At 68.0% G+C, this 17527-nt stretch carries 16 protein-coding genes; 7 read left to right on the top strand and 9 right to left on the bottom strand.

The window, feature by feature from the left end:
• Positions 1 to 11: 11 nt before the first annotated feature.
• The 3 genes from GVV77_RS02315 to GVV77_RS02305 are packed head-to-tail and all read right to left on the bottom strand — an operon-like array spanning position 12 to position 5022.
• A complete protein-coding gene (locus GVV77_RS02315) occupies positions 12 to 1184 on the bottom strand; it encodes an acyl-CoA dehydrogenase family protein (RefSeq protein ID WP_133403288.1) in 1173 nt (390 codons plus the stop codon).
• On the bottom strand, positions 1181 to 3406 hold the full coding sequence (locus GVV77_RS02310; protein WP_159615971.1) for an acetyl/propionyl/methylcrotonyl-CoA carboxylase subunit alpha: 2226 nt from the start codon (positions 3404 to 3406) through the stop codon (positions 1181 to 1183). The genes GVV77_RS02315 and GVV77_RS02310 overlap by 4 nt, the downstream gene beginning before the upstream one ends.
• Before the next feature lie 11 nt (positions 3407 to 3417).
• The gene (locus tag GVV77_RS02305; RefSeq protein ID WP_159615969.1) at positions 3418 to 5022 is read right to left on the bottom strand and encodes a carboxyl transferase domain-containing protein; all 1605 of its coding nucleotides are present in this window, start codon (positions 5020 to 5022) and stop codon (positions 3418 to 3420) included.
• Between the two features lie 115 nt (positions 5023 to 5137).
• Here GVV77_RS02305 and GVV77_RS02300 point away from each other — a divergent pair, with 115 nt between their 5' ends.
• Both GVV77_RS02300 and GVV77_RS02295 read left to right on the top strand, forming a co-directional pair.
• Positions 5138 to 5749: a TetR/AcrR family transcriptional regulator gene (locus tag GVV77_RS02300; RefSeq protein WP_159615967.1), complete on the top strand. Its 612-nt coding sequence runs from the start codon at positions 5138 to 5140 to the stop codon at positions 5747 to 5749.
• Positions 5750 to 5877: 128 nt separating this feature from the next.
• Entirely contained in the window at positions 5878 to 6345 is a 468-nt protein-coding gene (locus GVV77_RS02295; RefSeq protein WP_159615965.1) for a GNAT family N-acetyltransferase, read from the top strand.
• Between the two features lie 129 nt (positions 6346 to 6474).
• On the opposite strand, the gene GVV77_RS02290 is transcribed toward GVV77_RS02295, so the two are convergent.
• Together GVV77_RS02290 and GVV77_RS02285 are read right to left on the bottom strand one after the other, a co-directional pair.
• Positions 6475 to 7749 carry an MFS transporter gene (locus GVV77_RS02290; RefSeq protein ID WP_246199575.1) on the bottom strand — a complete coding sequence of 425 codons (1275 nt, stop codon included), beginning with the start codon at positions 7747 to 7749 and terminating at the stop codon, positions 6475 to 6477.
• A gap of 317 nt (positions 7750 to 8066) precedes the next feature.
• A complete protein-coding gene (locus tag GVV77_RS02285) occupies positions 8067 to 8624 on the bottom strand; it encodes a dihydrofolate reductase family protein (protein ID WP_159615961.1) in 558 nt (185 codons plus the stop codon).
• 227 nt (positions 8625 to 8851) lie between these two features.
• Between GVV77_RS02285 and GVV77_RS02280 the strand changes: the two genes are divergently transcribed.
• From GVV77_RS02280 to GVV77_RS02260, 5 genes are all read left to right on the top strand, one after another.
• A complete protein-coding gene (locus tag GVV77_RS02280; RefSeq protein WP_159615959.1) occupies positions 8852 to 10165 on the top strand; it encodes a DUF2252 domain-containing protein in 1314 nt (437 codons plus the stop codon).
• Positions 10166 to 10251: 86 nt separating this feature from the next.
• Positions 10252 to 10623 carry a hypothetical protein gene (locus GVV77_RS02275; protein ID WP_246199574.1) on the top strand — a complete coding sequence of 124 codons (372 nt, stop codon included), beginning with the start codon at positions 10252 to 10254 and terminating at the stop codon, positions 10621 to 10623.
• 269 nt (positions 10624 to 10892) lie between these two features.
• Positions 10893 to 11288: a DUF6098 family protein gene (locus tag GVV77_RS02270; protein WP_246199573.1), complete on the top strand. Its 396-nt coding sequence runs from the start codon at positions 10893 to 10895 to the stop codon at positions 11286 to 11288.
• Between the two features lie 125 nt (positions 11289 to 11413).
• Positions 11414 to 12031 carry an N-acetyltransferase gene (locus GVV77_RS02265; RefSeq protein ID WP_159615955.1) on the top strand — a complete coding sequence of 206 codons (618 nt, stop codon included), beginning with the start codon at positions 11414 to 11416 and terminating at the stop codon, positions 12029 to 12031.
• Positions 12032 to 12209: 178 nt separating this feature from the next.
• Positions 12210 to 12539 carry a hypothetical protein gene (locus tag GVV77_RS02260; RefSeq protein ID WP_159615953.1) on the top strand — a complete coding sequence of 110 codons (330 nt, stop codon included), beginning with the start codon at positions 12210 to 12212 and terminating at the stop codon, positions 12537 to 12539.
• A gap of 24 nt (positions 12540 to 12563) precedes the next feature.
• On the opposite strand, the gene GVV77_RS02255 is transcribed toward GVV77_RS02260, so the two are convergent.
• The 4 genes from GVV77_RS02255 to pdhA all read right to left on the bottom strand — a co-directional run bounded on the left by GVV77_RS02255 (position 12564) and on the right by pdhA (position 17360).
• Positions 12564 to 13325 carry a GAF and ANTAR domain-containing protein gene (locus tag GVV77_RS02255; RefSeq protein ID WP_246199572.1) on the bottom strand — a complete coding sequence of 254 codons (762 nt, stop codon included), beginning with the start codon at positions 13323 to 13325 and terminating at the stop codon, positions 12564 to 12566.
• Positions 13326 to 13711: 386 nt separating this feature from the next.
• Positions 13712 to 15211 (bottom strand): dihydrolipoamide acetyltransferase family protein, encoded by a 1500-nt coding sequence (locus GVV77_RS02250; RefSeq protein WP_159615951.1) that lies wholly within the window; start codon positions 15209 to 15211, stop codon positions 13712 to 13714.
• Between the two features lie 8 nt (positions 15212 to 15219).
• Entirely contained in the window at positions 15220 to 16227 is a 1008-nt protein-coding gene (locus GVV77_RS02245) for an alpha-ketoacid dehydrogenase subunit beta (RefSeq protein ID WP_159615949.1), read from the bottom strand.
• Entirely contained in the window at positions 16227 to 17360 is a 1134-nt protein-coding gene (gene pdhA, locus GVV77_RS02240) for a pyruvate dehydrogenase (acetyl-transferring) E1 component subunit alpha (RefSeq protein ID WP_425483332.1), read from the bottom strand. The genes GVV77_RS02245 and pdhA overlap by 1 nt, the downstream gene beginning before the upstream one ends.
• Between the last annotated feature and the right edge of the window lie 167 nt (positions 17361 to 17527).

Genomic DNA, 17527 nt, shown 5'->3' with positions numbered 1-17527 from the left:
TTGCTGGCAGGTTACAGGCCCAACTCGCGGGCGATCAGCATGAGCTGAACCTCGGTGGTGCCCTCGCCGATTTCGAGGATCTTCGAATCCCGGTAGTGCCGGGAGACGGTGAACTCGTTGATGAAACCGTACCCGCCGAAGATCTGGGTCGCGTCCCTTGCGTTGTCCATCGCGGCCTCGCCGGCGACCAGCTTGGCGATGGAGGCCTGCGTCTTGAACGGCTTGCCGGCGAGCATCCGCGAGGCGGCGTCGTAGTAGGCGAGGCGTGCGGTGTGTGCCCGCGCCTGCATGCGGGCGATCTTGAACTGGATCGACTGGTAGGAGCCGATATTGGTGCCGAACGCCTGGCGTTCCTTGGCGTACCGCAGCGACTGCTCGACGCAGCCCTGCGCCGCTCCGGTGGCCAGCGCCGCGATGGCAATCCGGCCCTCGTCGAGGATCTGCAGGAAGTTCGCGTAGCCGCGGCCGCGGGTACCCAGCAGGTTCGCCTCGGGCACCCGGACGTCGCGCAGGGTCAGCGGGTGGGTGTCGGAGGCGTTCCAGCCGACCTTGTTGTAGGCCTTCTCTGCAGTGAACCCGGGGGTGTCCGAGGGAACGAGGATCGTCGAGATCTCTTTCTTCACCGTCCCGTTGGGGCCTTCGGAGGTGCCGGTCACCGCGGTGACCGTGACGAGGCTCGTGATGTCGGTGCCGGAGTTGGTGATGAACTCCTTGGTGCCGTTGATGACCCACTCGCGGCCGTTCGGGCCGTCCTCGAGCCGGGCGGTGGTGCGGGTGCCGGACGCGTCGGAGCCTGCCTCGGACTCGGTCAGGCCGAACCCGCCGAGGGCCTTGCCGGAGGCCAGCGACGGCAGCCAGGTCTGCTTCTGTTCCTCGGTGCCGAACCGATAGATCGGCATGGCGCCGAGGGAGACACCGGCCTCGAGGGTGATGGCCACCGACTGGTCGACCCGGGCGAGCTGTTCGAGCGCGAGGCACAGCGCGAAGTAGTCTCCGCCCATTCCGCCGTATTCCTCGGGGAACGGCAGGCCGAACAGGCCCATGTCAGCCATCTGCTTCACCACGTCGTAGGGGAAGCTGTGCTCCTCGTCGTGCTTGGCGGAAACCGGCGCGACAACCTCGTCGGCGAATTCGCGCACCGTGTCGACGAGGTCCTGGTACTCCTCAGACAGTTCAAAGTTCATCGTGCTGATACTTCCTTCGCTGTTGGTTTCTGCGCTGCTGTTTCTTGATCTGCCGCGTCCTGATCTGCCGCGTCCTGATCCGCCGCGTCCTGATCCGCCGCGTCCTGATCCGCCGCGTCCTGATCCGCCGCGTCCTGATCCGCCGCGTCTCGCCCGGCGGGTTCCGCTGCCGGGACGGCCTCCTCGACATGGATGCTCGCGACCACTTGATCGGCCCGCACCAGATCTCCCGGTTTCAGGGTGAGGTGGACGGTACCGGCGACGGCGGCCCGCAGCTGGTGCTCCATCTTCATCGCCTCGACGGCCAGGAGCACCTGGCCCTCCTCGACGGCGTCCCCATCGCTGACGGACACCGAGACGACGGTGCCCGGCATGGGGCTGCGCACGAGCGGATCGGCGGTTCCGGCAGCGCGGGCCACCAGGGCGAGCTGGGCCTGCAAACGGGCGCTGCGGCTGAGCCCGCGCACCGAGACCGACCAGCCGTCCTCCCCCAACCAGGACACGCCGTCGGCGTGCACCATCGCCACACCGGTGCGCACGCCGTCCACGACGGCGCCGCCTGCGGGATCGAGCCGGACGGTCCGGGTCGGCCCGCCATCGACGGCGACCGCGTACGTCCCAGCCGGCCTCGCGGAGTCGGTAGGCAGGACCGATATCTCACGCACGTCGTCGGGGCCCACCTCGAGGCTCAGCCGGCGCGGCTGGGGCACGCCCAACCGGAAGCCGTCCCGGCGCTGCCAGGGCGGCAGCTCCCCCGCTGCGGCAGGAGAGCCCCCGGCGCCCTGCGGATCGGACTCCAGCATGCCGACAGCGAGGACGGCGAGCTCTTCGTCGGTGACCGTCCGGAAGGCAAGCTCCGGCAGCTTCCGCTCGATCAGGGTGGTGTCGAGCCGCGCGGCCCGGACGTCCTCGTCGCCGATGAGCAGGCGCAGGTATTCGGTGTTGGTGTCGATGCCGAGCACCACCGAGGAGGCGAGCGCCGTGTCGAGCCGGTCGAGGGCCTCGGTCCGGTCGGCACCCCACGCGATCACCTTGGAGAGCATCGGATCGTAGGCGGCCGGGATGGTGAGCCCGGGCAGCAGCGAGCTGTCCACCCGGATTCCCTCGCCCGCCGGTTCCTCGAGGCGCAGCACCGTTCCGGAGGAGGGAAGGAAGCCTGCCTCGGGGTTCTCCGCGTAGACCCGCGCCTCCACGGCATGGCCGGTGAGGACGACGTCGTCCTGACCGAAGGCGAGCGCCTCCCCTCCGGCGATGCGCACCTGCCACTCAACCAGGTCGACGCCGGTGACGAGCTCGGTCACCGGGTGCTCCACCTGCAGGCGGGTGTTCATCTCCATGAAGAAGAACTCGTCCGGCGAGGCATCCGAGACGAGGAATTCGACGGTTCCCGCCCCGGTGTAGTCCACGCTGCGCGCGGCGTTGCAGGCGGCCTCGCCGATGCGCGCCCGGGTGGCCTCGGTGAGCAGAGCCGACGGCGCCTCCTCGATGACCTTCTGGTGGCGGCGCTGCAATGAGCACTCGCGCTCCCCCAGGTGGACGACGTTCCCGTGCTGGTCGGCGAGCACCTGCACCTCGATGTGGCGCGGCGTGGGGATGAGCCGTTCGAGGAACAGGGTGTCATCGCCGAACGCGGAAGCGGCAACGCGCCGGGCGGTCAGCAGCACCGCCGGCAGTTCCTCCGGCCCGTACACGGCGTGCATACCTTTTCCGCCGCCGCCGGCCGAGGGCTTGATGAGCAGCGGGTAGCCGATGCTTCCGGCGGCCTCGATCAGCTGCTCGTCCGTCAGGCCCGGCTCGGCGAGCCCCGGAACCACGGGCACGCCGTGGCCTGCCACGTGGTTCTTCGAACGGATTTTGTCACCCATCACGTTCAGGGCGTGAACGTCGGGGCCGATGAAGACGATGCCCTCCTCCGCCAGCGCCCGGGCGAACCCGGCGTTCTCACTGAGGAACCCGTAGCCCGGGTGGACCGCTTCGGCTCCGGTCCGCCGGCAGGCGGCGAGGATCGCCTCGGCGCTGAGGTAGCTCTCGGCCGCGGAGGCGGGACCGATCCGCACGGCGGTGTCGGCCTCCTGGACGTGGCGGGCCCCGGCGTCGGCGTCGCTGTAGACGGCGACGGAGCGGATGCCCAGGGAGCGCAGGGTGCGGATCACCCGGCAGGCGATCTCACCGCGGTTGGCAACAAGGACCGTCGAGAACGGCGGCCGGTGGGGAGCAGTCATGGGCAGTTCTCTCACATCCGGAAGAGGCCGAAGGAGGTCTCCGGCAACGGGCTGTTGGCGCACACGTCGAGGGCAAGGCCGAGGACGGTGCGGGTGTCGGCGGGGTCGATAATGCCGTCGTCCCACAGCCGGGCCGTTGAGTAGTAGGGGCTTCCCTGGGCTTCGTACTGCTCCCGGATCGGGGCGGTGAAGGCCGCTTCCTCCTCGGCGCTCCACGCTTCCCCGCGCGCTTCGAGCTGGTCGCGCTTGACCGTGCTGAGCACCGAGGAGGCCTGGTTTCCGCCCATGACGGAGATGCGGCTCGCGGGCCACATCCACAGGAAGCGCGGGGAATAGGCCCGCCCGCACATCGAATAGTTGCCCGCCCCGAAGGAGCCCCCGATCACCACTGTGAGCTTGGGAACGCGGCAGGTGGCCACCGCGGTGACCATCTTGGCCCCGTTCTTGGCGATACCGCCGGCCTCGGAGTCCCTGCCGACCATGAATCCGGAGATGTTCTGCAGGAAGATCAGCGGGATGCCGCGCTGGTCGCACAGTTCGATGAAGTGGGCGCCCTTGAGCGCCGACTCGCTGAAGAGCACTCCGTTGTTGGCGACGATCCCGACCTTGTGCCCGTGCAGGGTGGCGAAACCGGTGACCAGCGTGGTGCCGTAGTCACGCTTGAACTCGTGGAAATGGCTTCCATCGACGAGGCGCGCGATGACCTCTCGGACGTCGTAGGAGGCGTTGACGTCGACCGGCACGGCACCGTACAGCTCGTCGGTGTCGACGGCGGGGGGCTGCACCGGAACGGCTTCCTCGGCCGGCCGCTGGACCGGGAGCGTCGAGATGATGTCACGCACGATCTCGAGGGCGTGATGATCGTTCTCCGCGAGGTGGTCGGTGACTCCGGAGACCCGGGAGTGAAGCTCGCCGCCGCCGAGTTCCTCCGCCGTGACAACCTCGCCGATGGCGGCCTTCACCAGCGGCGGCCCGCCCAGGAAGATGGTGCCCTGGTTCCGGACGATCACCGTTTCATCGCTCATGGCGGGGACATAGGCGCCGCCGGCGGTGCAGGAGCCCATCACCGCGGCGATCTGGGGGATCTTCCGCGCCGACAGGGTGGCCTGGTTGTAGAAGATGCGGCCGAAGTGGTCGCGGTCGGGGAACACCTCGTCCTGCTTCGGGAGGTAGGCCCCGCCGGAGTCGACGAGGTAGACGCACGGCAGGTTGTTCTCGAGCGCGATCTCCTGGGCCCGCAGGTGCTTCTTCACCGTGAGCGGGTAGTAGGTACCGCCCTTCACCGTCGCGTCATTGGAGATGACCAGGACGTGCCGGCCGTGGACCAGGCCGATGCCCGCGATGACGCCGGCTCCCGGGGACTCGTCGTCGTACATGCCGTTGGCCGCCAGCGGCGCGATCTCGAGGAAGGGGCTGCCGTCGTCGAGCAGGAAGTCGATGCGTTCGCGCGGCAGGAGCTTGCCGCGGGCCACGTGCCGCTCGCGGGACCGCGGCGGTCCGCCCAGGGCGGTTTCCGCGAGCCGGTCGCCGAGCTCACCGGCCAGGCGGCGCTGCGCGGCGTCGTTCTCCAAGAATTCCAGCGAGGTGGTGTCCACCTTCGACGTGAGCGTCTCCATCGACTCTTCCCTCAAACGAATTAAGTTAGTAAACGCTAACCGAATTTAGGTTAGTGGCGATTAACCGGCCTGTCCACCACAATAAGAGCACACACACCAACAGGGGGATATTGTCATGGAATCACCGCCCACCGTCGACCGGGTCACGGGCCGCAGCCTGGCCAAGGCCTCGCGGCGCGCCGCCCTCCTGGGCGCGGCAGCCCAGCTTTTCGCGGAGCGCGGGTACAACGGTGTCTCCATTGAGGACCTCGGCGCTGCCGCAGGCGTCAGCGGGCCAGCTGTTTACCGGCACTTCAGCGGCAAGCCGGCAGTGCTGTCGGCGCTCCTGACCGGAGTGAGCGAAGACCTTCTCGACGGCGGGCGGGCCGTCTTGGCCAACTCCGCCGACGCCGACAGCGCCCTGCGCGGACTCATCGAGTTCCAGGTCGATTTTGCCCTCAGCAATGCCAACGTCATCCGCGTCCAGGACCGCGACCTCAGCAGCCTGTCCAGGGAGGATGCCCAGACGGTGAGGTCCCTGCAGCGCCGCTACCTCGAGGTGTGGGTCGAGGCGATGGCCGACCGCACTCCGGGCGCCGACCTGGTGCAGCTGCGCCGCAAGGCCCACGCGGTGTTCGGGCTCATCAACTCAACCCCGCACACGACCCAGGGCAGCAGGAGCAGCAGGGATCTCGGCGGCCTGCGCCTCCTGCTGGAGAACATGGCGTGGGCCGCACTCAACGCCTGAGCCCGGCATCCGCCGAACCCGCAGGTACGCTGGTTCCTTACCGATACCGATAGTGCCGCCCAACCGACTGTGCTTCCTCACCGACAGTGCCTCCTAACCGACAGTGCCTCCTAACCGAAAGTTCCGCCGTGATTGAACTCCGCCCCGTTGAAGCCGCCGACCTGGATAAGTTCTTCACCCACCAGCTGGACCCGAGCGCCAACCACATGGCGGCCTTCGCCGCGAAGAATCCATCGGACCGCGGGGTGTTCGACCACCACTGGCAGGACATCCTCAACAACCCCAAGATCACGGTGCGCACCATCCTCGCGGACGGCGAGGTCGTCGGCAGCATCCTCGCCTACAAGGACGAGGAGACCCCCGAAATCAGCTACTGGGTGGACAAGGCCCGCTGGGGCCAGGGCATCACGACGGCGGCGGTGGGCCAGTTCCTCGCCGAGGTGACCGAACGGCCCCTGCGCGCCCGGGCCGTGGTCGACAACGTCAGCTCGATCCGCATTCTTGAGCGGTGGGGCTTCCAGCGCGTGGGCGAGGCCCAGGGTTTCGCCAACGCCCGCGGCGCAGTGGTCAAGGAACTGATTCTCGAACTACGGTAGGCCCGCCGGAACCGCACTGCGCCGGCCGGGGGCGCGGCCGGGCAGCCAACCCCGCGGGCCCGCCGTCCGTCAGCGCGGCGCGCCGCGGGCGGTCCGTCCGGGGCTGCAGTCCGTCACCGCGGCGCCCGCTCAGGCGCCTTCGACGTCGCGCTCCGCGGCCTCAATGGCCGGTTCGGTCACCACCCGCATGCCGAGCAGCAGCGCCAGGGACAGGATGCCCATCGCGGCGAACACCGTGGTCAGCCCGAAGTACTGGGCCACCAGCCCGCCGGCGGCCGCACCGGCCGGCATCGTGCCCCAGGCCAGCAGGCGGTAGGTGCTGTTGACCCGTCCGAGCAGCCGGTCCGGAGTGATCCGCTGCCGCAGCGAGACCGAGACGACGTTCCAGACGGCGATGGCCACCCCGCCCACGAAGAAGGCCAGGCCCACGAACGCCGGGTCGGCGGTCACGGCCGGGATGCCGATGAGGGGGACGCTCGCGAGGATCGCCACGGCCAGGGACCGGGAGCGTCCCAGCCGCGTCTCAATCCCTTCGGCGACGAGCGAACCGAGGAGGCTTCCGACGGCGATTGAGGTCAGCAGCAGCCCGAAACCGGGCTCCGAAAGCTTCATGGCCGATCCAGGCCCGACGGCGAAAAGCACGAAGACGGTGAACGCCGCGCTGGAGGCGAAGTTGAAGCCCCCGACCATCGCCGCGAGCGTGCGCAGCAGCGGCCGGCTCCACAGGAACCGCAGCCCCTCGGCGATGTCGGCACGCATCGAGGAGGATGTAGTCCGCTCCACCCGGAAACTGCCGCGTACGAACAGCAGTGCGCCAACCGCGCAGACCCACAGGGCCGCCGGGAGGGCCAGGGCCAGGGTGGCCCCCACGACGACGAGCGCTCCTCCCAGCGGTGGCCCGATGAACTGATTCGCCGTCAGTTCCACTGCAAAGAGCCGGCCGTTGGCCCGCGAGAGCACCGGCCGGGGCACCACCTGCGGCAGGATTGACTGGGCCGAGGTGTCGTAGGCGGTCTCGGAGCAGCCGATGCCGAACGCCACAATGTAGAGGGCCCAGATCGGCTCCGCCCCCGACAGCAGGGCAGCGACGAGGGCGAGGAGAAGGGCGGCTCGAGCGGTGTTGGCCGTGAGCATGATCCGGCGGCGGTCGCCGCGGTCGGCGAGCGCTCCGGCCGGGAGCGCGAAGAGCAGCCACGGAAGCGACAGGGCCACGGCGAGGCCGGCGATCAGCGTCGGGGAATCGGTGAAGCGCAGGGCAATCAGCGGCAGGGCGACCTTGAGGATGCCGTCGGCGAGGTTCGAGAAGCCCGAAGCGGTCCACAGCGTCCAGAACGCGGCCCCGAGCGGCTGCCGTTCGCCATCGGGCACCGGATCCCCGGGAGGGCGCCCTCCATCCTCCACCACTGAATCCCCGTCCTGTCTCCGGCCGGCACGAGCTGCCGGCACGGCCCGCCGGTAGCTCCGGCCGTGAGTTCCGGCCGTTCTCTTCGGCCGTTAGCTGCAACCCGTCGAGAATGGCATCCACTCCAACGGAGTTCAATGAAGCGCCGCTTACGGCGCGCCGCGCCAGGGAGCCGGTCGAGCACGTGAATCCAGGGCCAACCTGTCCCGCCTCGGGCGGGATCACCAGGGAAGGACTTCAACGCGATCGGGTGGCGACGCCTGCTGGAGAGGTCACCGGCGGAGGATCGGGCTCCGGCAGCGGCGCCGCCGGGTGCGGCTCAGCGGGTCCGGTAGCGGGCGTAGATCAGTCCGCTGTCGAAGGCGCGCTCCTCGACCAGCTGGAGATCCAGCCTCACGCCGTCGGGGAAGAACCGCTTGCCGCCTCCGACCACACTCGTGGTGATGAACAGGTGGTACTCGTCCACCAGACCGGCCGCGATCGCCTGGGCCGCGAGGTTCGGGCCATCGACGGTGAGGTCGGAGTCGGACTCAGCCTTGAGCCTGCGCACCGCATCAGGATCGAAGGTCCGCTCGATCCGGGTCTTCGCGCTTGACACCGACTCCAGCGTCGTGGAGTACACGATCTTCTCCGCGGCCTGCCAGTCGCGGGCGTACTGCAGGATGTGCGGAGGCACGTCGGGCAGGTTATGCGCCGTCTCCCAGAACACCATCGTCTCGTACATCCGCCGGCCGTAGAGGAAGGTGCGGACGGGGCGGAAAATGTCACCGATGAAGGTGTGCACCTCCGCAATCTCGGCCCCGGCGCCGAGGTCGCCGTCCGCCGCCTCTGCGTAGCCGTCGAGCGAGGTGATCATCGAGTAGATCAGCTTTGCCATGCTTCTCCTTCGGGTACGCGGGGCGGCCTGCGCGCGGCCCGGCAGGGGCCGGCCGCTGCACGGACCGGATGGGACCGGCCGGCCGGTTCCATCGACCGCCAGATTCCGGACGAAGCGTACCCCGGGCTCCCCGCCCGGCTCCACCGATCCGGCACCTGCCATTTCCACGAGGCGCACCCGCCGTTTCCCCCCTGCGCAAGGCTGCGGAGCGCGGGTAGTCTGACTCCATGGTCGACTCCACGCGCCGCCAGCAGCTCATCATCGACACCCTGGTCGAAGCCCACGAGGCACTGATGGAGGCCGATCCTCACGCTTTCCGTGCCCGGTTCCGGAAGATGGCCGCCGACCCCTACGCGTTCTACCGGGGCAGTGCCGCGCTCTTCTACGCCGATATGGCGGACCTCGAGGACCGCTGGGCCGACGAGCGCACGAGCCGCGTGTGGATTCACGGGGACCTGCACGCCGCAAACTTCGGCACCTACATGAGCAATGAAGGACGCCTGACCTTCGACGTCAACGACTTCGACGAGGCCTACGTTGGCCATTTCTCCTGGGACCTCCGCCGCTTCGCCGCGTCCCTTGCCCTGCTGTGCTGGCAGAAGGCACTTCCCACCCGGGCTGTGCACGACCTCGCCCGGGTCTACCTGCAGGCCTACCTGGACCGGGTGCGCGACTATGTCCGTGCCGAAGATGAGGATTTCGCCTTCGGCCTTTCCAATACCGACGGGGCAGTCCGTGCCGTCCTCCAGGAGGCCCGGGCCTCCAGACGGACCGCGCTGCTCGACGCCCTGACCCGGATCGAGGATTATGAACGGCACTTCCGCGAGGATGGCTCGATCCGCACGCTTGAGGAGGCCGAGTACCGGAAGGTGGACGCCGCGTTCGAGCAGTACCTGACGACCATTCCCGACAGCGAACGGTCCCGGCGGCGGGTGTTCTACCAGGTGAAGGGAATCGTCGGCAAGAAGGGTTTCGGCATCGGCAGTGCGGGCCTGCCCGCCTACAACGTCCTCATCGAAGGCTTCGACGAGGCCCAGGAAAACGACATCATCCTCACCATGAAGCAGTCGAACGTTGCCGCGCCCAGCCGGATCGTCTCCGATGAACGGGTGCGCTCCTACTTTATTGATGACGGCCACCGCGCAGTCATCAGCCAGCGCTCACTCCAGACCCACACTGATCCGTTCCTCGGCTACACCACGATCGACGGGGTGTCCTTCGTCGTCGGCGAACTCTCCCCCTACAAGCGGGACCTCGACTGGGAAGACCTGACGGAGCCGTCCCAGATGGAACCCGTCCTGGCCAGCCTTGGCCAGGCCACGGCCAAGATCCACTGTGCCAGCGACGAGGACAGCGACCACGATCTTGTGCCCTTCCGCATCGAAACTGCGATCATCGAATTGCTTGAGGGCCGTGAGGAGGAGTTCATCGAAGACATCATCGACTTCGCCACGGCCTACGCGGCGGAGGTCCGCCGGGACCATTCACTGTTCGTCGATGCCTTCCGGGAAGGAAAAATCACGGCAGTTCCGGCCACCTGAACCCTCCCCAGCAGAGGTAAAATCAACCTATTGCGCGGCGTCCGGCCTGTTGTGCCGGCCTTCCGCAGAACCGAGGAGAATCTTTGATGACCGTCCAGACCCACACCCGCGGCCGGAAACAGTTGCGCCTCGCCCTGCTCGCCGTTCCGTTCGCCGCGCTGCTGGGAGCGTGCTCCCAGGTCGAGGACACAGCCCGGGACGCCGTGTCGTCGGCCGCTACCGCCGCGACAGGTGAGGTAAAAGAGAAGATCTGCTCGGTGACCGAGGACGGCTTGGTCAGCGTGCGGGACAAGGAAATCCTCGGCAGCCTCATCGCTCCCGCTCGAACCGCCGGGGTACCCGAGGCGATTCTGGCGCCGGCGGATCGGCTGGCTGAGTCCGGCGACGCGGTGCCCGACGACGCCCTGTCCGAACTGCGTGGAGCATGCGGACAGGAACCGGAGCCATCCGCCACCTGACCAGAGTCCCGCGCAAGTCGAATCCGGCCGCTGGGAAAATCCTTGACCGGGCCGGCGCCGTCGAGCAATCTGAAATCTACTAAGCATGCTTAGGAATTTATCGGAGGGGCCTCGGACAGCGTCGTGACGGGTGTCCGGCGACCGGTTGCCGGACACCGGGACGCCACGCACGCCGGCACTGCCTGGGGCCGAATGCGGGCCGGCCCGAAGTTCCTCTCAACGGGCGGACGCGAAGGGCGGCAATGACAACCACGGCGGAAGGAAGCCTTGTGAAAAACCTGGCCGAACTCGAGCGGCTGGTTACGACGGTGGACGGCGTTTGCCTGCGCTACTCGCAAGGATATGAGGCGGATGCCGGCTCACAGAGCACCGACACCGAAAGCGGACTGGCACTCCCCGGCCTCTCGGTGAATCCGCTGACACCGGAAGCCTGGTGGACCCGCCCGTTGAAGGACTGGCTGGCCCGCCAGATCTGCCAGTACAAGCACCTGAGCGAGCAGCGGGACCGCCATGCCTGGATCCTCACCGGAACCTGCGCCGGCCGCGGACCGGACTGCGAACCGCTCCTGACCGACATCCGCCCTCGGGGGCAGCTCGATTCAGCCGTCCTCGAGGAGGCGGAGCGCGTCTACGAGGAGCGGTTCAGGGCCCGGCAGGGGCCATAGCCGGGGCAGTTCCGGGCGGTGGGGAAATTAATAAGCCAACTGACCTTTCCCTTTCCGGACTTCCGACCTACACTGAGGAGACCGGTCGAGCAGGAGGCCTGTGGCCCCTCGACCATGGAGTTCTCATGAACAACGCTCTGTATGTTCATTTCCCCACGCCCGACCTCGACGCCCCTGCCGCACGGTGGGGACACACCCCCCGGCCGGCGGCTGTGTCCGGCTCGTCGGCAGGCGAGGCCCAGTTCCCCACGGACCTTTCCACCCTGCCCACGCGGCAGCTTCGCACCATGTGCAACCTGACCTACCAACTGATGGACACCGCGTACCCGCCGCCTGAGGTGCGGGAGCATTACGAGGCCCTGGTCGAGGAGCTGGAACACAGGGAACAGACGGCGCAGGCGCCGGTACCGGTGGAATCAACGGGCCAGCGGGGGACATTCCGTGACAATGTGCTGTATTCGCGGTTCGAGCTGTACCGGGACGGCCTGATGGCAGGGTACGTCAAATACGAGCTGCGGGGCGGGGAGGTCCTGCTGATCCAGGCAGTCATCGACCGCCGATTCCGATCCATGGGTCTCGAACCCGTGCTGATGCAGTCGGTCCTGATGAACGCCCACCGCCGACGCCTCGATATCGCCCCATACTGTGCGGAATCCCGTGAATTCCTGCGGGAGAACCCACAGTTCCTGCGCCTGCTCCTCCCCCATCAGCGCGACCGGTTCCTCGCCGCTGCCGGCGGCTGAGCGGGGCGCCGGCCGAGCATTCTTGAGGTAAACCATAGGTTTTCCACGGGGGCTCCTTGAGGTGCGGGGAACACAATGGGAGGGTACGGAAAGCAGGAGTCCCGAGTGACGGGTCAGGGGGGCCTTAACCAGGGGCGCCGGCCGCTTTCGCCGCCGACTCACCCCAGGGACGGGACCCATGCAGCACCAACGCACCTTCGAGGCCCTCGAGTGTTCCGGCCTGTCACTCGCCGAGGTCGTGCAGCACTACCTGAACATGGGCGGCTCAATGGATGAGCTTGAGGTCGATGCCTACCTGCATGGGCTGATCCAGCTCCCCTCGCAGGAGCGTGACTGCATCTCGCAGGCCGTCAATGAGCTCATCGATGACATGTTTTCCGGGGGAAGCTACCACTGCTGCCGCGCCCCCTACAGCCCTGAACACCGTTCGAATCTGGGCAGGCTGTCACCTCCCGCACCGCGTACCCGGTTGAGGTCCCGGCTGCGTACCACCCGCGTCGACAGCTGACTACAGACAGCTGACCGCCGGCCGCTACCCTCCGGCTGCAGCCTGCGCGTGGCCGTTGCCGCGGCCGTTCACCCGAATATCGCCGGTGCTGGCCAGCTGTTCGGCGACCACCTGAAGCTTTGTGTTCGTCGTTGAACTCACCGCCGAGAGCAGCACGAAGGCCTGCGGTGCACTGATCTTGAAGCGTTCCATCAGGATTCCCTTGGCCTGGCCGATCACATCCCGGTTGACGAGGGCCTCATTGAGCTGGCTGATCTCCAGGGCACCGGCGAAGGCGACGGCGGCATGGGCGGCGACCAGCTGCCCGATCTGCTCACTCTCGTCATCGAAAGCGTGGACCTCGGCGCCATAGAGATTGAGCGCCCCCAGGCTGTCGCCCTCAACGAACAACTGGAACGACAGCATGCTCCGGGCACCCAGCTCCCAGGCGCGCCGGGCGAACCTGGGCCAGCGCGTTTCGCTGCCCAGGTCAGGAACCCTGACCATCTGCTCTTCATAGGCGGCATCAAGGCACGGACCCTGACCGGTTTCGCTTTGGACTGCGTCGACCCTGCGGGGCAGGTCGCCGGATGCGGCACGGGACTCCACCGTCCGACGCGCCCTCGCCAGACTGATCGACGCGTGCGCCACCTGGGGGATCAACCGGATCGCCGCCCGCACGATGTCTTCGAGGACCGCCTCGGTGTCCTGCTCCTTCTGCATCTCACGCGCAAGCAGCCCCAGCTGATCAGCGAGGTCCCCCATACCGCGCGGCTGGTCCCCCGCCTGGGAATTCCTCTCAATCACCGTCCGCCCCCGTCTCTGCTGCCGTTCTGGTCATCCGCCGTCGCCGACCGGTCCCCACGTCCAGGCCCGTTGCGCAGTCGATTGTAGGACGATCCGCGGCGCATCGGCTGCTGCAATGGTGGATATTAAGGTATTGGTGGACTGGAGCCACCCGGTGCCATCCCCGCCCGCTCCGGGCGGAGCACGCACCTCCACGCAGGCGGGGCCGGTGTTCAACCGATGCCCTTCTGCTGGTTCCCGACTCTACTCCCCGCCGTCAACCCAGCCGCCTCGAACGCCACGGTTTTGCTGGGTAGCTACCTTTTCGGCAGGTGCCCGCGCCCGCGGATCCCGCGCCGAACCCTGCAGGGGCCGCACCGGGCCCCTGCGGTGTGCGGCGACGGCCGTCACACCATCGTGAGGACCATCCCCGGGTCGGCCAGAACGGTGCCGACGTCGGCGAGGAACCGCGAACCCTGCTCGCCGTCGACCAGTCGGTGGTCGAAGGAAAGGCTCAGGGTCATGACGGACCGCAGCGCGATCTGACCCTCGTATTCCCAGGGCATGCGGCGGACGGCTCCCATGGCAAGGATCGCCGCTTCCCCTGGGTTGAGGATCGGCGTTCCGGCATCGATGCCGAAGACACCGATGTTCGTGATGGAGATGGTGCCGCCCGAAAGGTCCGCCGGCCCCGTCTTACCGGCGCGTGCGCGCTCGGTGAGGCCCGTCAGCGCTCCCGCCAGTTCCAGCAGGCTGAGGTCGTGGGCGTCCTTGATATTGGGCACGAGCAGTCCACGCGGGGTTGCGGCGGCGATGCCGAGGTGCACGTAGTTGAACTGCACAATGTCCCCGGCGGCTTCGTCCCAGCGGGAGTTCAGCGTCGGGTTGCGCTGCAGGGCGATGCACACGGCCTTCGCGACGATTGTCAGCGGCGTGATCCGCACACCCGCGAACACCTTCGATTCCTTGACCCGGCCGATGAGTTCCATGGTGGGAGTGACGTCGACGGTCAGGAACTCGGTCACGTGCGGCGCGGTGAAGGCGCTGGCCACCATGGCCGCCGCCGTGTGCTTGCGCATCCCCTTGATCGGCGTGCGCGTCTCCCGGGCGGCCTCCCGCGCTCCGGCCGGTGAGGAGGTGGCCGGTGAGGGGATGACCGATGCCAGCGCGACGCTGCCCGCACCCGACGCGGAAGCTGGCTGCGCGGCTGCCAGGACGTCGTCCCGGGTGATCAGCCCGCCGGGTCCGGTGCCCGGAACTCCCTCGAGGCGGATGCCGAGATCGCGTGCGAGCTTCCGTACCGGAGGAGTCGAGCGCGGACGCTCCCTGCTGATCATTGGAAGGACCGGGGAGGCGGAATGCGGACCGGCGGATTCGAGGGCAGGCGCCACGGCAGCGGCCTCGGCGGCAGGGCGGGCAGGGACGGCAGGAACGGCCTCGATCATCGGCACGGACCCGGGAATTGCGGCCAACCCGGGAAGGGCGGATCCTCCGGCAGGATTCGCCCCACTCGACAGCTGGGCCTCGAAGCGCCGGGCGCGCCGTTCGGGCCGCCCGCCCTTCTCGACAGCGGCACCGTAGCCGACGAGGTTCGGCTCACGCTTGGCGGGGGCGCCTGTGTCCCCGGCGGGCGCGGCGCTGCCGGTGGAGGAGGGCGCTCCCGCGGGCCCGGCCACCTCGAAGGACACCAGCGGCGCGCCGACCTCGACGACGGTGCCAGGCTGTTCGTGAAGCTCGGCGATTACCCCTGCGTAGGGCGAGGGCAGCTCGACGACGGCCTTTGCGGTCTCCACATCGGCAATGATCTGGTTCAGCTCGACGGTGTCCCCCACCGCCACATGCCAGTTGACGATTTCAGATTCCGTGAGGCCTTCGCCCAGGTCCGGAAGCCGGAACTCCTTGATCACGCCTGCCACTACCTTTCGAGTCCGCTCAGAGAGTTGGGCCGGCCGAGCACGCGGTCGACGCCGTCGAGGATGCGGTCGAGGTCCGGCAGATGGTGGAATTCGAGCTTGGAGTACGGATAGGGGATGTCGAACCCCGTGACCCGGACCGGCGCGTGCTCAAGGTGGTAGAAGCACCGCTCGGTGATGCTCGCGGCGATCTCCGCCCCGAGGCCGCCGGACTGCGCGGCCTCGTGGGTGATGACGAGGCGCCCGGTCTTCCGGACGGAGGTTTCGACGGTCTCGAAGTCGATGGGTGCCAGCGAGCGCAGGTCGATGACTTCCACGGAGACGCCGTCGTCGCCGGCGGCCACTGCGGCGTCGCGCGCGGTGGGAACCAGTGGCCCGTAGGTCACCAGGGTGACGTCGGAGCCCTCGGTGACGACGCGTGCCTTTTCCATGCTCGAGGCCGCCGGGTCGGAGCCCTCGTCCACCTCGCCCTTGACGTGGTAGCGGCGCTTGGGCTCGAAGTACAGCACGGGGTCATCGGAGCTGATGGCCTGCTGGATCATCGTGTAGGCGTCCTGCGGGTTCGACGGGCTGATCACGCGCAGGCCGGAGGTGTGGGTGAAGTAGGCCTCGGGCGATTCCGAGTGGTGCTCCGGGGAACCGATGCCGCCGCCGAAGGGAACCCGGATGGTGATCGGCATCTTCACCGCGCCCTGGGTGCGGTAGTGGATCTTCGCTACCTGGCACACGATCTGGTCGAACGCCGGGTAGATGAAGCCGTCGAACTGGATCTCGACGACGGGCCGGTAGCCGCGGTAGGCCATGCCGACGGCGGTGCCCATGATGCCGGCCTCCGCGAGCGGAGTGTCAAGGACCCGGTGGGCGCCGAAGTCCTTCTGCAGTCCGTCGGTGATGCGGAAGACGCCGCCCAGCTTGCCGATGTCCTCGCCCATGAGGATCACCTTGGGATCGTTGTCCATGGCCCGGCGCAGGCCCGCGTTGATCGCGCGGCCGAAGGTAAGAGTGGACATCAGGAGTTCCCGTCGGAGGATGCGCTGTCGGCAAAGGATGAAAGGTACCGCTCGTAGTGGTCCTGCTGGCGGTCAAGCCAGGAGTTCGGGGTGCTGTAGACATGCTTGAACACGTCCGACGGTGCCGGTTCGGACATGCCCAGGCAGCCGGCGCGCAGCTCGGCGGCGACCGCATCGGCCTTGGCCTTCACGGTGGCGGTGAAGGCCTCATCGAACAGGCCTTGAGAGTCGAGGTGCGCCTCGAGGCGCTTCAGCGGGTCCTTCGCGGCCCAGTCCTCCAGTTCGTTGGCGTCGCGGTACCGGGTGGGGTCGTCCGCCGTGGTGTGCGGGCCCATCCGGTAGGTCACCGCCTCGATGAAGGTCGGGCCGCCGCCGGAGCGTGCCCGGGCGAGCGCCTGGCGGGTGACGGCGAGGCAGGCGAGCACGTCGTTGCCGTCGACCCGCACGGAGGGGATGCCGAAGCCGGGGGCGCGGTTCGCGATCGGCACGTGGGCCTGGAGACCGACGGGCTCGGAGATGGCCCAGTGGTTGTTCTGGCAGAAGAAGATGACCGGGGCCTGGAAGCTTGCGGCGAAGACCATCGCCTCGTTGACGTCGCCCTGGCTCGTGGCGCCGTCGCCGAAGTAACTGACCGCCACGGCGTCGTCGCCGTCGTTGAGGATGCCCATCGCGTAACCGGTGGCGTGGAGGGTCTGGGCTCCGATGATGACCTGAGGGGTGGCCATATTGATGGCGTAGGGGTCCCAGCCCGAGGAGGCGTTGCCGCGCCAGACGCGCAGGATGTCGGTGAGGTCCACGCCCCTGCAGTAGGCCACGGCGTTCTCACGGTAGCTCGAGAAGACGAAGTCATCGCTGCGCAGCGCGCGGCCCGAGCCGATCTGCGCCGCCTCCTGGCCCAGCAGCGGCGGCCACAGGGCCAGTTCGCCCTGGCGCTGGAGCGCCGTGGCCTCGGAGTCGATCCTGCGGACGACGACCATATCCTCGTAGAGGCCCTGCAGCGCGGCGCCGTCGATATCGGCGACCAGCGCGTCGTAGGCCGGTTCCGGAACGCGGACGCCGTCGGCGGTGATCAGCTGGACGAGTCCGGAGCCCGGCTCCCCCGGGCCGCCGGGAACGGATTCGATGTTTTTCAGAGCCACAATTGCACTTCGCCTTCACTGTCAGGCCGGTCCGTCCTCGGCGCCTCAGCACCTCCAGGACACCCCGGGCGCCATTACCCGAAGTACCTGTGACCCTACTCACACACCACAGGTGGCACAACCGAAATGTTATTCATTGAGCATTATGCTCTATTCCGGGC

The sequence above is a fragment of the Arthrobacter zhaoguopingii genome, from assembly GCF_009828605.1.
Classification (GTDB): Bacteria; Actinomycetota; Actinomycetes; order Actinomycetales; family Micrococcaceae; genus Arthrobacter_D; species Arthrobacter_D zhaoguopingii.
The sequence above is the reverse complement of the archived record's forward strand: the minus strand, read 5'-3'. Positions and strand labels throughout refer to the sequence as shown.

Excerpts from the sequence above, each read along its gene's own strand:
- GVV77_RS02315 (WP_133403288.1), bottom strand. The coding sequence starts at position 1,184 with ATGAACTTTGAACTGTCTGAGGAGTACCAGGACCTCGTCGACACGGTG.
- GVV77_RS02310 (WP_159615971.1), bottom strand. The coding sequence starts at position 3,406 with ATGACTGCTCCCCACCGGCCGCCGTTCTCGACGGTCCTTGTTGCCAAC.
- GVV77_RS02305 (WP_159615969.1), bottom strand. The coding sequence starts at position 5,022 with ATGGAGACGCTCACGTCGAAGGTGGACACCACCTCGCTGGAATTCTTG.
- GVV77_RS02300 (WP_159615967.1), top strand. The coding sequence starts at position 5,138 with ATGGAATCACCGCCCACCGTCGACCGGGTCACGGGCCGCAGCCTGGCC.
- GVV77_RS02285 (WP_159615961.1), bottom strand. The coding sequence starts at position 8,624 with ATGGCAAAGCTGATCTACTCGATGATCACCTCGCTCGACGGCTACGCA.
- GVV77_RS02280 (WP_159615959.1), top strand. The coding sequence starts at position 8,852 with ATGGTCGACTCCACGCGCCGCCAGCAGCTCATCATCGACACCCTGGTC.
- GVV77_RS02275 (WP_246199574.1), top strand. The coding sequence starts at position 10,252 with ATGACCGTCCAGACCCACACCCGCGGCCGGAAACAGTTGCGCCTCGCC.
- GVV77_RS02265 (WP_159615955.1), top strand. The coding sequence starts at position 11,414 with ATGAACAACGCTCTGTATGTTCATTTCCCCACGCCCGACCTCGACGCC.
- GVV77_RS02260 (WP_159615953.1), top strand. The coding sequence starts at position 12,210 with ATGCAGCACCAACGCACCTTCGAGGCCCTCGAGTGTTCCGGCCTGTCA.
- GVV77_RS02245 (WP_159615949.1), bottom strand. The coding sequence starts at position 16,227 with ATGTCCACTCTTACCTTCGGCCGCGCGATCAACGCGGGCCTGCGCCGG.